The sequence below is a fragment of the Streptomyces sp. NPDC057638 genome (assembly GCF_042800315.1).
GTDB lineage: Bacteria > Actinomycetota > Actinomycetes > Streptomycetales > Streptomycetaceae > Streptomyces.
Map to the genome: position 1 here is coordinate 1 of NZ_JBHVHF010000210.1, position 14,541 is coordinate 14,541.

The 14,541-nt window shown below is 71.7% G+C and carries 11 protein-coding genes; 10 read left to right on the forward strand and 1 reads right to left on the reverse strand.

Annotated features, from left to right (window positions below):
- Window positions 1–163: 163 nt before the first annotated feature.
- On the reverse strand, window positions 164–730 hold the full coding sequence (locus ACFVIM_RS24565) for an adenylosuccinate lyase (protein WP_384305104.1): 567 nt from the start codon (window positions 728–730) through the stop codon (window positions 164–166).
- A gap of 725 nt (window positions 731–1,455) precedes the next feature.
- Between ACFVIM_RS24565 and ACFVIM_RS24570 the strand changes: the two genes are divergently transcribed.
- The 10 genes from ACFVIM_RS24570 (at window position 1,456) to pssA (ending at window position 14,488) form a co-directional block, all read left to right on the forward strand.
- Window positions 1,456–3,246 (forward strand): 3-hydroxyacyl-CoA dehydrogenase family protein, encoded by a 1,791-nt coding sequence (locus tag ACFVIM_RS24570; RefSeq protein ID WP_384305107.1) that lies wholly within the window; start codon window positions 1,456–1,458, stop codon window positions 3,244–3,246.
- 536 nt (window positions 3,247–3,782) lie between these two features.
- Window positions 3,783–4,658: a TetR family transcriptional regulator gene (locus ACFVIM_RS24575; RefSeq protein ID WP_384305110.1), complete on the forward strand. Its 876-nt coding sequence runs from the start codon at window positions 3,783–3,785 to the stop codon at window positions 4,656–4,658.
- A gap of 254 nt (window positions 4,659–4,912) precedes the next feature.
- Window positions 4,913–6,205: a cytochrome P450 gene (locus ACFVIM_RS24580; protein WP_384305112.1), complete on the forward strand. Its 1,293-nt coding sequence runs from the start codon at window positions 4,913–4,915 to the stop codon at window positions 6,203–6,205.
- Between the two features lie 517 nt (window positions 6,206–6,722).
- Window positions 6,723–8,096, forward strand: a complete 1,374-nt coding sequence (gene ccrA / locus ACFVIM_RS24585; RefSeq protein ID WP_384305114.1) for a crotonyl-CoA carboxylase/reductase — start codon at window positions 6,723–6,725, stop codon at window positions 8,094–8,096.
- The gene (locus ACFVIM_RS24590; RefSeq protein ID WP_384305116.1) at window positions 8,093–10,111 is read left to right on the forward strand and encodes a protein meaA; all 2,019 of its coding nucleotides are present in this window, start codon (window positions 8,093–8,095) and stop codon (window positions 10,109–10,111) included. The genes ccrA and ACFVIM_RS24590 overlap by 4 nt, the downstream gene beginning before the upstream one ends.
- Entirely contained in the window at window positions 10,108–11,076 is a 969-nt protein-coding gene (locus tag ACFVIM_RS24595; RefSeq protein WP_384305126.1) for an HpcH/HpaI aldolase/citrate lyase family protein, read from the forward strand. Before ACFVIM_RS24590 ends, ACFVIM_RS24595 begins: the two co-directional genes overlap by 4 nt.
- Before the next feature lie 5 nt (window positions 11,077–11,081).
- Complete coding sequence (locus tag ACFVIM_RS24600; protein WP_384305118.1) at window positions 11,082–11,603, forward strand: MaoC family dehydratase; 522 nt, start codon at window positions 11,082–11,084, stop codon at window positions 11,601–11,603.
- A gap of 2 nt (window positions 11,604–11,605) precedes the next feature.
- Window positions 11,606–12,811 carry an acyl-CoA dehydrogenase family protein gene (locus ACFVIM_RS24605; protein WP_384305121.1) on the forward strand — a complete coding sequence of 402 codons (1,206 nt, stop codon included), beginning with the start codon at window positions 11,606–11,608 and terminating at the stop codon, window positions 12,809–12,811.
- 170 nt (window positions 12,812–12,981) lie between these two features.
- Entirely contained in the window at window positions 12,982–13,629 is a 648-nt protein-coding gene (locus tag ACFVIM_RS24610; protein ID WP_384305123.1) for a phosphatidylserine decarboxylase, read from the forward strand.
- The gene (pssA, locus tag ACFVIM_RS24615) at window positions 13,622–14,488 is read left to right on the forward strand and encodes a CDP-diacylglycerol--serine O-phosphatidyltransferase (protein ID WP_384305128.1); all 867 of its coding nucleotides are present in this window, start codon (window positions 13,622–13,624) and stop codon (window positions 14,486–14,488) included. Before ACFVIM_RS24610 ends, pssA begins: the two co-directional genes overlap by 8 nt.
- The last annotated feature ends 53 nt before the right edge of the window (window positions 14,489–14,541 follow it).

A 14,541-nucleotide genomic window follows, 5' to 3' on the forward strand; every position in this document is an offset into this window, starting at 1 on the left:
CCCCCTTTCCGCGGGACCCGGGCGCGCGGGCTCATCCGGGACCACTTCCCCGGGACCACGGACTCACGACAGCCCGGCGCACGGATCCGGGACGGCACAGAACGGCATCGCGCCGGAAAGGCACAGCCCGGCACCGAGCCCAGCAAGATCCATCAGACAGGCCCTAGGTGAGACGGGCCAGCGCCGCCCCGGCGGCCGCGGAGAGGCGGGGGTGCGCCCGTGCCGCCGTCAGGATGGCCTCGGCCCGGGCGTCCCCGAGCGCCCCCAGACCCTCCACACAGGCGAGCGCGAGCCGCCAGTGGGGGTCACCGGGCACCAGCCGCCGCCGCAACACGGTGATCAGCGCGGGCGCGGACTCCGGTGCCCGTAGCCGGGTGAGCAGCCGCACCGGGACCATCGCGTACGTCACCCGCAGTTCGTTGGTGGCGAGCGCGGCGGCGGCGCGCGGCGTACGGGGGTCGCCCAGCGCGACCAGGGCGTGCGCGGCGGAGACACAGCGCTCCGGGTCGCGGTGGTTGAGCAGCAGCACCAGCGACTCGAACCCCCTGCGGTCCCCGGCGCACCCGAGCCGGAACGCCGCCAGTTCCCGCGCCCACAGCGGCCGTTCCGGCTCCACCAGGACCCGCGCCAGTTCCTCCGTATCCGCCGTGACCAGCAGGCGTTCATACGCGGGAGCGCCGCCCGACTCGGTACGCAGCCGCTGGGCCAGTGACCGTAACTCCTCGTCCATGGAGGTCAGCGTAACGACGCCGGGGCGGTCGGCCGGACGGCGACCCAGATCACACACACCGGGCTATGGCGCGCTCGTTACTCGCGAGTTAACCTCAAGTGAGCGGGAAACCCCCGTCGTTGTCACTCCCGATGGCCTGGTGACGCAGCCGTCGTGAGTGTGGTCGGTTCGGCACTCTCCCCGGTGCGCGGTTCGCTGGCGCGCCGGGTCCGGTGGGCTCCGGGACAGGGCCCGCCCGTACCTCCGTTCCCCGTGCGCGGGCCCCTGTGCCGCGCGCGCCCAGCTCCTTGTGTCCGATGCGCGGTACGGCTGTGCGCGGTGGCGGAACCTCCCACCGCCGAGGGCGCGTTCGTACGCCCTCACCCGCCCCCGCGCCTCGACGCGCCCTGGCGTGCGGTCGCACGACCGCCCGCGCGCCGCTCAGGCACCGGCTCCCCCACCACTAGCGCCTGTCCGGGCGATCGTGTCGGGCCCGCGACGACAGCTACAGCACCTCTCCCCCTGGGCCTTCGGCCCGGTGGGGGTACTTCCCCCAGCGTTGTCGGAATCGCCCGAGTACATCCCGTACGAGGACGAGACCCCAACCCTCGGCCCTCGGGGGCCCGGGGACACCCCAACCCCCAGCCCCAGCAGGCCCGGGGAGACCTCATGCATCTGAACGCCGCGGACTGATCCTCGAAGACCGCCCGGACAGGACCTAGCCGTCACTCACCCTGGAGTCCCCGATGGACATCCCCCTGCACACCATCGCCGTCATCGGCCTCGGCACCATGGGCAGCGGTATCGCCGACGTGCTCGTCCGCTCCGGACGGCGGGTCATCGGTATCGACATCAGCGAGGAGGCGGCCGGCCGCGCGACGCGTGCGCTGGAGGCCGCCACCGAGCGCGCCGTGGAACGCGGCCGGATCACGGACGAGGAGCGCCGCGCGGCGCTGGCCCGCTTCCGTACCGCCGAGGACATCCGGGCCGCCGCCGACGCCGAGCTGGTGATCGAGGTCGTCTCGGAGTGCTACGAGACCAAGCGGCGGGTCTTCGAGGAGCTGGACCAGGTGGTCCGCCCCACGACGATCCTCGCCACCGGGACCAACGCCCTCTCGGTGACCCGGCTGGCCGCCGGGTCGGCCCGGCCCGAACGCGTGCTCGGCCTGCACTTCTTCAACCCCGCGCAGGCGATGCGGCTGATCGAGGTCGTCTCGTCGGTGCTGACCGACCCGGCCGCCGTCACCGCCGTCACCGGACTCGCCCGCGATCTCGGCAAGGAGCCGGTGGCGGTCGGCGACCGGCCCGGGTTCATCGCGGACGGGCTGCTCTTCGGCTATCTCAACCAGGCGGCGGCGATGTACGAGGCGCGGTACGCGTCGCGGGAGGACATCGACGCGGCGATGCGGCTGGGCTGCGGGCTGCCGATGGGCCCGCTGGAGCTGCTCGACCTGATCGGGATCGACACCGCCCGTACCGTCCTGGACGCGATGTACACCGCGTCGCACGACCGGCTGCACGCGCCCGCGCCGGTACTGCGCCAGCTCAGCGAGGCCGGACTCACCGGGCGCAAGGCCGGACGCGGCTTCTACACCTACACCGGTCCTGGCGCCCCCGGCACCGTGGCCGACGCGCTCACCCCGGCGCCCGTCGCCGCGCCCGCCCCCGGCGGTCGGGCGCGCCCGGTCAGCACCGTCGGGGTGGTCGGCTCGGGGACGATGGCCGCCGGGATCGCGGAGGTCTTCGCCAAGGCCGGGTACGCGGTGGTGCTGGCCGCCCGGTCCGACGCCAAGGCGCGGGCGGCCCGGGAGCGGATCGCGGCCTCGCTGGAGCGCTCGGTCACCAAGGGGCGGCTCAGCGCCGGGGCCCGGGAGGAGGCGCTGACCAGGATCACCCCGGCCGCCACGCTCGACGCGCTCAACCCGGTGGATCTCGCGCTGGAGGCGGTCGCCGAGGACCTGGACGTCAAACGGCGGCTCTTCGGCGTGCTGGACAAGGTCTGCGCGCCGGGCGCGGTCCTGGCCACCACGACCTCCTCGCTGCCCGTGGTCGCGTGCGCGCGCGCCACCGAGCGTCCCGAGGACGTGGTCGGGATGCACTTCTTCAACCCGGCGCCCGCGATGCGGCTGGTGGAGGTCGTCCGTACGGTCCTGACCTCCGACGCGGCCCACGCCACGGCCCGCGCCACCGCGCTGCGCACCGGCAAGCACCCGGTGGACTGCGGCGACCGGGCCGGGTTCATCGTCAACGCGCTCCTGTTCCCGTATCTGAACAACGCGATCAAGATGGTCGGCGAGCACTACGCCACGCTCGATGACATCGACGCGGCCATGAAGCTGGGCGGCGGGTACCCGATGGGTCCCTTCGAACTGCTGGACGTCGTCGGGCTGGATGTGTCGCTGGCGATCGAGAAGGTGCTCCACCGTGAGTTCCGCGACCCGGGGCTCGCGCCCGCGCCGCTGCTGGAGCACCTGGTGGCGGCTGGCTGTCTGGGCCGGAAGACGGGCCGGGGCTTCCGGGAGTACGCCCGCCGGTGAGCGCTCCGGCGGTACGGCGTACGACATCGCTCCCGGACCTACGACGGCACGCCGGGCGTTCGGCGTCCCTCTGTCGTCGGCACCCACGGCCCGCCCGAGTGATCCGGGCGTACCTCATCCCCCGGTGATCCGCGCGGGGGGTGTGGGGGATCCGCCCTCGGGGATCGCGCTGTGAGACGCGCGGCGGCGGGGCGCCCGGGGGCGGGGGAACCACCGGGGCGCGCGGCCGTACCGTCCCGTACCGCCCCAGCGGCGCGGCGGCGGGCGACGGGCAGCCTCGGGCTCCGGTCGTACGCCGGTGCCGGGGCTTGGGGAGCGCGCGCCCGCGCATCGGATCCCGGCGCGCTCCCCTCCGGAGCGACCGCCGCGCCCGCATCCGTCCGGGGCGGCGCCGAACAGTCCGTACGACCGCTCGGCGCCGCCTCGGGCGCCCTGAGACCGGGGGTGTCCCCGCCACGCCGTCCGGCCCCCGCCACAGGCGGGGGCACCCCCACCCACGGGCGCGCTCTCCAGCACGAATGCAGTACGTTCAGGGCATGCCTCAGCCCGCCAAGGCCACCCGCCCGAAGACCACAGCCGACGCCCCCGAGAGCGCCGCAGGCACCCGTGCCGCCGCCCAGCGCTTGAAAATGCGCCGCGAGCTGGCGGCGGCGGCGATGGAACTCTTCTCGACGAAGGGGTACGAGGCGACCACCGTCGACGAGATCGCGGCCACCGCCGGGGTGGCGCGGAGAACCTTCTTCCGCCACTTCCGCTCCAAGGAAGAGGCGATCTTCCCGGACCACGACGACACGCTGGTGCGCGCCGAGGCCGTGCTGAACGCGGCACCGCCCCACGAGCACCCGCTCGACACCGTCTGCCGGGGCATCAAGGAGGTGATGCGGATGTACGCCGCCTCGCCCAGCGTGTCCGTGGCGCGCTACCGGCTCACCCGTGAGGTGCCGACGCTGCGGGAGCGGGAGATCGCCTCCGTGGCCCGCTACGAGCGGCTGTTCACCCGCTATCTGCTCGGCCACTTCGACGAGCGCGACCACCACGACGGGAACGACGATCCGCTGCTGGCGGAGGTGGCCGCGTCCGCCGTCGTCACCGCGCACAACCACGTGCTGCGGCGGTGGCTGCGCGCGGGCGGCGAGGGCGATGTGGAGGCCCAGCTCGACCACGCCTTCGCGATCGTCCGGGAGACCTTCGGTACGGGGATCCCGGTGGGCCGGGCGACGCGCGGCACGGTCCAGGAGCCCGCGCGCTCCGGGACACCGCGGGAGCGCGCCAGCACCAGCGCCGCCGGGGACGAGCGGCGGGTGGCCGTCGACGCGGGCGACGAGGTACTGGTCGCGGTGGCGCGGACGGACGTGCCGCTGGACGACGTGATGCGCACGATCGAGCGCGCCCTCAAGGACCGCCGCGGCTGACCCCGGACGGCCCGCGCCGGCCCCCGCGGGCCCGGCCCCGGCCCGTACGCGTACCGGACCCGCGACCGCCCTGCCGTCGTCCGTGCCCACCGGGCGGAGCCGGTCCCGCCCGTCCCGTCACCCGGCGTCCGACGGGACGCGGGACGCGGGACGGAGGGGGAAGCACCTCTTGACGGAGCGTCACACGCTCCCTACGCTCCACTCGATTCACTCATCAGATCAATGTGTACGTCCTTGGACGGAGTTGATCCGTGATGTCCGTGAACAGGCGTGGATTCCCCGACGGCGCGGCCGCGGCCGGAACGGCTGCCACCCCCGCCCCCGCCCCGGCCGCCGAGACACCCCCGCCGCCGTCCGCGACGGCCGCCGAACCGCCCCGGCTGCCGTTCCCCCGCGCCAACGTGCTGGACCCGGCGCCCGGCTTCGCCGCCCTGCGCGCCGAGGGCCCGATCACCCGGGTACGGACCATGGCGGGCGATCTCGCCTGGGCGGTGACGGGGTACGAGGTGGCACGGGACCTGCTCACCGACGCCCGACTGGGGCGCTCGCACCCCCACCCGGAGCGTGCCGCCAGGATCTCCGGATCCCCCGTCTCCGGCGGCCCCCTCGGCGACCACGCCATCGAGGCGGAGATGCACCGGAGAATGCGTGAGGCCCTCTCCCCCGGGCTCGGGTCGCGACGGGTCCGGACCCTGACCGCCCGGGTGGAGAGCCGGGCCGCCCAACTGCTCGACGCGATGGCCGCCATGACCCCGCCCGTCGATCTGCACCAGGTGTTCTCCCAGCCGCTGCCCGTCCATCTGATGTGCGAGCTGTTCGGGGTACCGCCGGCGGACCGGGACGGCTTCCTGGTCTGGTCGGCGTCGTTCACCCGGCTGGACGACCCGGACGCGGCACGGGCCGCCCAGGAGGCCCTCTCCTCCTATGTCGCCGGGCTGATCGAGGAGAAGCGCCGCCGGCCCGCCGAGGACCTGATCTCCGACCTGGCCGCGATCACGGGGCTGCCCGACGCGGCGATCGTCAGCCTCACCGGGCAACTGGTCTTCGCCGGACATGACACGGCGGCCTCCCGGATCGACTACGGCGCGATCTTCCTCATGCGGGAGCGGGAGCAACGGGCGGCACTCGGTGCCGACCCCGCCCTGCTGACGGGCGCCGTGGAGGAAGTGCTGCGGATGAGCGTGCCGAGCGACCACGGGATGGTCCGCTACGCCCACACCGACATCGAGACCTCCGCCGGAGTGACGATCCACGAGGGGGAGGCCGTACTGCTCTTCCACGGCGTGGCCAACCGGGACCCGTCGGTCTTCACCGAGCCCGAACGCTTCCTCATCGACCGTCCCGCCGGTGTGCCGCACCTCGGGCTCGGCTACGGCATCCACTACTGCCTGGGGGCGCCGCTGGCCCGCCTCGAACTACGGGCGGCGCTGGGCGGGCTGTTCGGGCGCTTCCCCGAACTGTCGCTGGCCGTGCCCCTGGAGGACCTCAAGCCCCGCGAACACCACCTCACCGGCGGCCTCACCGCCCTCCCCGTCACCTGGCCCTGACCCCCCGCCCCAGCGGACCCCACCCCGTCGCGGCCCCGGGTTCCACCTGCTTGTGGGCACGGGTTCCGCCGGGGGCGACGGAGGTCCCCCCGGCCGGAGGCCGGGGGAGGGTGGGCACAAGCGGGCGGAACCCCCGGCCCACCGGGATGGGCCCGCGCGCGGTGCGGCGCGCGCAGCGGAGGCGGGGCCCCGCGCGACGCGCACGGGCCGGGCTCCAGCACGTCTGGTGCGAGACCCACGGCGGGCTCCAGCACGCTCATACGGGCCAAGCATCCACCACCTGAGCAAAATTCTTGACACTCAGTGTCTTGTCGACTGGCACGGCGTGCCATAACGTGAATCCCGTCCGGGCGGTCGGCCCGCCAGACCCACCGCGTCCCGACTGTCCCCGCGGCCATCTCACCCGCGCGCCCGGACGCCTGCGTCACAGGCTCTCCCACCCCGCTCCCACACCGCCGGACCGACGGCACACCACCCCACCCTCAGCTCCCCGACGCGCCCCGCCGGAGGCGACACCGTGAAGGAAATCCTGGACGCGATCCAGTCGCCGGACGCCCTGTCCGCCGACTTCGCCACGCTCCCCCTGCCCGACTCGTATCGCGCGGTCACCGTGCACAAGGACGAGGCCGAGATGTTCGCCGGTCTGGAGACCCGCGAGAAGGATCCTCGTGAATCGCTGCATGTCGAGGACGTCGCGGTGCCCGAACTGGGGCCGGGCGAGGCGCTGGTGGCGGTGATGGCCTCCTCCGTCAACTACAACTCCGTGTGGACGTCGATCTTCGAGCCGGTGTCGACGTTCGGGTTCCTGGAGCGGTACGGCAGGACCTCGCCGCTGGCGCGGCGCCATGACCTCCCGTACCACGTCATCGGTTCGGACCTGGCCGGGGTGGTGCTGCGCACCGGGCCCGGGGTGAACGCCTGGCGGCCGGGGGACGAGGTCGTCGCCCACTGCCTCTCGGTGGAGCTGGAGAGCGCGGACGGGCACGGCGACACCATGCTCGACCCGGAGCAGCGCATCTGGGGCTTCGAGACCAACTTCGGCGGGCTGGCGGAGCTGGCGCTGGTGAAGTCCAACCAGCTGATGCCCAAGCCCGCGCATCTGAGCTGGGAGGAGGCGGCGGCGCCGGGGCTGGTGAACTCGACCGCGTACCGCCAGCTGGTCTCCCGTAACGGCGCGGGGATGAAGCAGGGCGACAATGTGCTGATCTGGGGCGCCAGCGGCGGTCTGGGCTCCTACGCCACCCAGATGGCGCTGGCCGGGGGCGCCACCCCGATCTGTGTGGTCTCCAGTGAGCAGAAGGCCGAGCTGTGCCGGGCGATGGGCGCGGCGGCGGTCATCGACCGGGGCGCGGAGGGCTACCGGTTCTGGAAGGACGAGCACCACCAGGACCCGAAGGAGTGGAAGCGGTTCGGGCAGCGGATCCGTGAGCTGACCGGCGGTGAGGACGTGGACATCGTCTTCGAGCATCCGGGCCGGGAGACCTTCGGCGCCTCGGTCTATGTCACCCGCAAGGGCGGCACGATCGTGACCTGCGCCTCGACCTCCGGATACCGGCACGAGTACGACAACCGCTATCTGTGGATGTCGCTGAAGCGGATCATCGGCACCCATTTCGCCAACTACCGCGAGGCGTGGGAGGCGAACCGGCTGATCGCCAAGGGCCGGATCCATCCCACCCTCTCCACGGTCTACCCGCTGGCGGAGACCGGCCAGGCCACCTACGACGTCCACCGCAACCTGCACCAGGGCAAGGTCGGCGTCCTGTGCCTGGCCCCCCAGGAGGGCCTCGGCGTCCGCGACCCGCAGACCCGCGCCCGCCATCTCGACGCCATCAACCGCTTCCGTACCCCCGCCGGCCAGAGCGCCGCCCCGGGCCGGGACGCCCGATGACCTCGCGCCCCAGGGACCGGCCCTGGCTGATGCGGACCTACGCGGGGCACTCCACCGCCGAGGAGTCGAACGCGCTCTACCGGCGCAACCTCGCCAAGGGTCAGACAGGACTCTCGGTCGCCTTCGACCTGCCGACCCAGACGGGGTACGACCCGGACCATGTCCTCGCCCGGGGCGAGGTGGGCCGGGTCGGCGTCCCGGTCGCGCACCTCGGCGATATGCGGCGGCTGTTCGCGGACATCCCGCTGGAGCGGATGAACACCTCGATGACCATCAACGCCACCGCGATGTGGCTGCTGGCGCTCTACCAGGTGGTCGCGGAGGAGCGGGGCGCGGATCCGGCCCTGCTCCAGGGCACCACCCAGAACGACATCGTCAAGGAGTACCTCTCCCGCGGCACCCATGTGTTCCCGCCGGGTCCGTCGCTGCGGCTGACCACCGACATGATCACGCACACGGTGAACCATCTGCCGAAGTGGAACCCGATCAACATCTGTAGCTACCACCTCCAGGAGGCCGGGGCGACGCCGGTCCAGGAGGTGTCGTACGCGATGGCGACGGCCGTCGCCGTCCTCGACGCGGTCTTCGCCTCCGGGCAGGTGCCCGAGGAGCGCCGGGGTGAGGTGGTCGGCCGGATCTCGTTCTTCGTGAACGCGGGCGTCCGGTTCATCGAGGAGATGTGCAAGATGCGGGCGTTCGCCCGGATCTGGGAGCGGATCACCCGGGAGCGGTACGGAGTCACCGATCCCCGGCAGCGCCGGTTCCGCTACGGCGTCCAGGTCAACTCGCTCGGACTGACCGAGGCCCAGCCGGAGAACAACGTCCAGCGGATCGTGCTGGAGATGCTGGCGGTGACCCTCTCCAAGGACGCCCGCGCCCGCGCCGTACAGCTCCCCGCCTGGAACGAGGCGCTGGGGCTGCCCCGGCCCTGGGACCAGCAGTGGTCGCTGCGGATCCAGCAGGTCCTCGCGCATGAGTCGGATCTGCTGGAGTACGAGGACATCTTCGCGGGCTCCCATGTGATCGAGGCCGAGGTGGACCGGCTGGTCACCGGCGCGCTGGCGGAGCTGGCGCGGATCGAGGAGATGGGCGGCGCGATGGCGGCCGTGGAGTCGGGCTATCTCAAGGCGCGGCTGGTGGCCTCGCACGCCGAGCGGCGGGCCAGGATCGAGTCCGGCGATGAGCCGGTGGTGGGGGTGAACGTCTTCACCTCGACCGAACCGAGCCCGCTCACCGCCGATCTGGACGCGGCGATCACCACGGTCGACCCGGCCGTGGAGGCCCGGGTGACCGCCGCGCTCGCCGCCTGGCGCGACGACCGCGACGAGGGGCGCGCCGCCGAGGCGCTCACCGCGCTGAAGAAGGCGGCGGCGGGCACGGACAATCTGATGGCGGCGACCGTCGAGTGCGCCCGCGCGGGCGTCACGACCGGCGAGTGGACCTGGGCGCTGCGCGATGTCTTCGGCGAGTTCCGCGCCCCGACCGGGGTCTCCTCGGCCCCGGTCACCGTCACCGCCGCCCCGGGCACCCCGCTGGCGTCGGTCCGGAGGAAGGTCCGGCGCACCGCGAGCGAGCTGGGCTGCGGCCAGTTGCGGCTACTGGTGGGCAAACCGGGGCTCGACGGTCACTCCAACGGCGCCGAGCAGATCGCGGTCCGGGCCCGGGACGCCGGGTTCGAGGTGGTCTACCAGGGCATCCGGCTCACCCCCGAGGAGATCGTCGGCGCCGCGCTCGCCGAGGACGTGCACTGTGTGGGCCTGTCGATCCTCTCCGGCTCGCACACCGCGCTGGTCCCCGACGTGCTGGCGCGGCTGGAGCGCGCCGGGGCCGCCGAGCTGCCCGTGGTGGTCGGCGGGATCATCCCGCGGGCGGACGCCGACGCCCTGCGGGCCGCCGGAGTGGCGGCCGTCTTCACCCCGAAGGACTTCGGCATCACGGAGATCATCGGCCGTATCGTCGACGCGATCCGCACCGCGAACAAGCTCGACCCCCTGGAGGTCCCCTCGTGTCCCTGAACCCGCTCTCCCCGAACCAGACGCGTCCGCGCCGCTCCTGCCTCGCCGTCCCCGGCTCCAGTCCGCGTTTCCTGGAGAAGGCGCAGGGCCTCGCGGCCGACCAGGTCTTCCTCGATCTGGAGGACGCCTGCGCCCCGCTGGCCAAGCCGGAGGCGCGGCACACGATCGTGAAGTTCCTCAACGAGGGGGACTGGGGCACCAAGACCCGGGTGGTGCGGATCAACGACTGGACCACCGAGTGGACCTACCGCGATGTGGTGACGGTGGTGGAGGGCGCGGGCCAGAACCTGGACTGTCTGATGCTGCCGAAGGTGCAGGACGCCCAGCAGGTCATCGCCCTGGATCTGCTGCTGACGCAGATCGAGAAGGCGATGGGCTTCGAGGTCGGGCGGATCGGCATCGAGGCGCAGATCGAGAACGCCCGGGGCCTGGTGAACGTCGACGCCATCGCCGCCGCCTCCCCCCGGCTGGAGACCATCGTCTTCGGCCCGGCCGACTTCATGGCCTCCATCAATATGAAGTCGCTGGTGGTGGGCGAGCAGCCGCCCGGTTATGACGCCGACGCCTACCACTACATCCTGATGCGCATCCTGATGGCCGCCCGCGCCCATGACCTCCAGGCGATCGACGGCCCGTATCTCCAGATCCGCAACGTGGACGGCTTCCGTGCGGTCGCCCGCCGGGCGGCCGCGCTGGGCTTCGACGGCAAGTGGGTGCTGCACCCGGGGCAGATCGAGGCGGCGAACGAGGTGTTCTCGCCCGCGCAGGAGGACTTCGACCACGCCGAGCTGATCCTGGACGCCTACGCCTGGCACACCTCGGAGGCGGGCGGCCGGAAGGGCTCGGCGATGCTCGGCGACGAGATGATCGACGAGGCCAGCCGGAAGATGGCGCTGGTCGTCTCCGGCAAGGGCCGCGCCGCCGGAATGACCCGTACATCCGCCTTCCAGCCCCCGGAGGACTGATCCCGATGCAGTTCGGCCGCACCTTTGAGGAGTTCACGGTCGGTGACGTCTACAAGCACTGGCCCGGCAAGACCGTCACCGAGTACGACGACCACCTCTTCTGTCTGCTCACCATGAACCACCACCCGCTCCACCTCGACGCGCACTACGCGGAGCACTCCACCGACTTCGGCCGCAACGTGGTCGTCGGGAACTATGTGTACTCCCTGCTGCTGGGGATGTCCGTGGCCGATGTGTCGGGCAAGGCCATCGCCAATCTGGAGGTCGAGTCGCTCCGGCATGTGGCGCCGACGTTCCATGGCGACACCCTCTACGGCGAGACCACCGTGCTGGGGAAGACGCCCTCGCGCTCCCGGAGTGACCGGGGCGTGGTCCGCGTCGAGACCCGCGGCTACAACCAGGACGGCACCCTCGTCTGTGTCTTCCGCCGCACGGTGATGGTGCCCACCGAGAGCTATGTCAAGGAACGCGGGGGCGAACAGCCCGGCCGCCCCACCCCCGGCACCGCCCGCGGACAGGAGGACTGACGATGGGACGGCTGGCGCGCACGGACGGGCTGACCGAGGTCCAGCGGGAGATCCTGGCCACGGTCAGGGACTTCACCGACAAGGAGATACTCCCGGTCGCCACCGAGCTGGAGCACCGGGACGAGTACCCGGCCCAGATCGTGGAGGGCCTCAAGGACCTGGGGCTCTTCGGGCTGATGATCCCGGAGGAGTACGGCGGGCTCGGGGAGTCGCTGCTGACCTACGCCCTGTGTGTGGAGGAGCTCTCCCGGGGCTGGATGTCGGTGTCGGGGATCGTCAACACCCACTTCATCGTCGCGTACATGCTCCAGCGGCACGGCACCCCGGAGCAGAAGGAGACCTTCCTGCCCCGGATGGCGCTCGGGGAGGTACGCGGCGCCTTCTCCATGTCGGAGCCGGGCCTGGGCTCCGATGTGTCGGCGATCACCTCCCGGGCGGTCCGGGACGGCGACTGCTATGTCCTGGACGGCCAGAAGATGTGGCTGACCAACGGCGCCACGTCCTCCTTGGTCGCCGTACTGGTCCGCAGTGACGAAGGCCACCCCGAGGGGAGCCCGCCGCACCGCTCGATGACGACCTTCCTGGTGGAGAAGGAGCCCGGTTTCGGCGAGGTCCGCCCGGGTCTGACCATCCCGGGGAAGATCGAGAAGATGGGCTACAAGGGTGTCGACACCACCGAGCTCATCATGGACGGACTGCGCATTCCGGCCAATCGGGTACTTGGCGGGACGACCGGCCGCGGTTTTTACCAGATGATGGACGGCGTCGAGGTCGGCCGGGTCAATGTCGCGGCGCGTGGCTGCGGGGTCGCCCAGCGTGCCTTCGAGCTGGGGATCTCCTACGCCCAGCAGCGCCACACCTTCGGCCGCCCCATCGCCTTCCACCAGGCCATTCAGTTCAAGCTGGCGGAGATGGCGACCAAGGTCGAGGCGGCCCATGCGATGATGGTGAACGCCGCACGCAAAAAGGACTCCGGGGAACGAAACGACCTGGAGGCCGGGATGGCCAAATATCTGGCCTCCGAGTACTGCAAGGAGGTCGTGGAGGACGCCTTCCGCATCCACGGCGGCTACGGCTTCTCCAAGGAGTACGAGATCGAGCGGCTCTACCGCGAGGCACCCATGCTGCTGATCGGCGAGGGCACCGCGGAGATCCAGAAGATGATCATCGGGCGCCGACTGCTGGAGGAATACCGATCAGAGGGCTGAATGTCAGCTTTGTGGTAGTTGAACCGCGAAGAACATCACACCGGGCCATCGGCTTCAGGCCGCCGACTCGGCTTCTGGCTTTCCCAGTTACGCCCCGCACCCGATAGCATCGATCGGAAAGCCGCCCGTCCCCTTTGCCCGCGCGGCATCACCTGCTACGAAGGTCATCCATGCCCCACAGCCAAACCTCTGCACCTCGCGGCAGCGTCCGCCTCGCGCGCGGAGCATCGCCGTGGCTTCTGCCGACCGTCGCCACCGCGGCCCTGAGCCTGGCGCGCGCCCGTCGCTCCCGAAGCGCCGCGGCCATCGCCGTGCCCGCCACCGCGCTCGCGGCGGGCATGCTGTGGTTCTTCCGCGACCCCGAGCGCGAGATCGCCCCGGGAAGGGTCATCTCGCCCGCCGACGGCGTGGTGCAGAGCATCATGCCGTGGAAGGACGGCCGCACCCGCGTCGCGATCTTCATGAGCCCGCTCAACGTCCATGTGAACCGCGCTCCGCTCGCGGGCACGATCACCTCCGTGGAGCATGTGCCCGGGGGCTTCGTTCCCGCGTTCAACAAGGAGAGCGAGAACAACGAGCGCGTCGTCTGGCACTTCGACACCGAGCTCGGTGACATCGAGATGATCCAGATCGCCGGGGCCGTCGCCCGCCGCATCGTTCCGTACCTGCCCGAGGGCACCAAGGTCGAGCAGGGCGACCGGGTCGGTCTGATCCGTTTCGGTTCGCGCGTCGATCTCTACCTTCCGGAGGGTGTGGAGATCGCGGTCGAGGTCGGGCAGAAAACGATCGCGGGGGTGACTCGCATTGACCGTGATTGACCCGGAGACACAGCCGGGCTGGACCAAGGACGAGGCGGGCGCCCGGTCCGGGGCGGAGGGCGACGACGCCGAGGAGATGCCTCTCTCACTGCGTCTGTCGATAGCGGACACGCTCACTCTCGGTAACGCGACCTGTGGATTCATGGCGGTGTACTTCACCACTACCGGAATCCTCATCCCGCACCTCACCGGGAGCGAGGAGGTCGGCATGGCGCGGCACAGCGCCGCGACCGCCGTCATCCTGATGCTGCTGGCCGCCATCTTCGACCTCTTCGACGGTCTCGTGGCGCGCAAGCTGCGCAGCTCGCCGATGGGCGCGGAGCTGGACAACCTCTCCGATCTCATCAGCTTCGGCCTCGCTCCCGCGTACTTCGTCCTCGTCTACGGCATGGTGGCGGACGACGCTCATCAGAAGGTCTCGGCGGTCGCCGCGATCGTGGTGCTGCTGGCGGTGGTGCTCAGACTCGCGCGGTTCTCCTGCGTGACGATGAAGGACGGCATGTTCCAGGGCATGCCGAGCCCCTTCGGCGCGCTGACGGTGGTGTCGATCGTGCTGCTGGGGCTGCCGTTCATCCCGACCCTCCTGGCGATCATCGGTACGGCATGGCTGATGGTGAGCCGGGTGGAGTACCCCAAGCCGCGCGGGGTGCTCGCGGTGGCGATGCTCAGCTGGATCATCTCCGCGATGGGGCTGCTGGCGGCCTGGGCGTTCGACGCCCCCGGCGGTCAGCTGCTGCTCCAGACCGGCTGTGCCCTCCAGGTCGTGCTGGGAGCGGTGATCCCGCTCTTCGCCACGGCCCGCCGGGTGAACACCTTCCGTGACAATCGCAGGGAGGCCAGGGCGGCCCAGCTCCGCTGACCACCCCCGCACGCACGGCCCGAGGGCCCGGACACACTCACCGTGTCCGGGCC

Bases quoted from the DNA above. Each gene is read 5' to 3' on its own strand.
- ACFVIM_RS24565 (WP_384305104.1), bottom strand. From the start codon at position 730: ATGGACGAGGAGTTACGGTCACTGGCCCAGCGGCTGCGTACCGAGTCG.
- ACFVIM_RS24570 (WP_384305107.1), top strand. From the start codon at position 1,456: ATGGACATCCCCCTGCACACCATCGCCGTCATCGGCCTCGGCACCATG.
- ACFVIM_RS24575 (WP_384305110.1), top strand. From the start codon at position 3,783: ATGCCTCAGCCCGCCAAGGCCACCCGCCCGAAGACCACAGCCGACGCC.
- ACFVIM_RS24580 (WP_384305112.1), top strand. From the start codon at position 4,913: ATGTCCGTGAACAGGCGTGGATTCCCCGACGGCGCGGCCGCGGCCGGA.
- ACFVIM_RS24590 (WP_384305116.1), top strand. From the start codon at position 8,093: ATGACCTCGCGCCCCAGGGACCGGCCCTGGCTGATGCGGACCTACGCG.
- ACFVIM_RS24600 (WP_384305118.1), top strand. From the start codon at position 11,082: ATGCAGTTCGGCCGCACCTTTGAGGAGTTCACGGTCGGTGACGTCTAC.
- ACFVIM_RS24605 (WP_384305121.1), top strand. From the start codon at position 11,606: ATGGGACGGCTGGCGCGCACGGACGGGCTGACCGAGGTCCAGCGGGAG.
- ACFVIM_RS24610 (WP_384305123.1), top strand. From the start codon at position 12,982: ATGCCCCACAGCCAAACCTCTGCACCTCGCGGCAGCGTCCGCCTCGCG.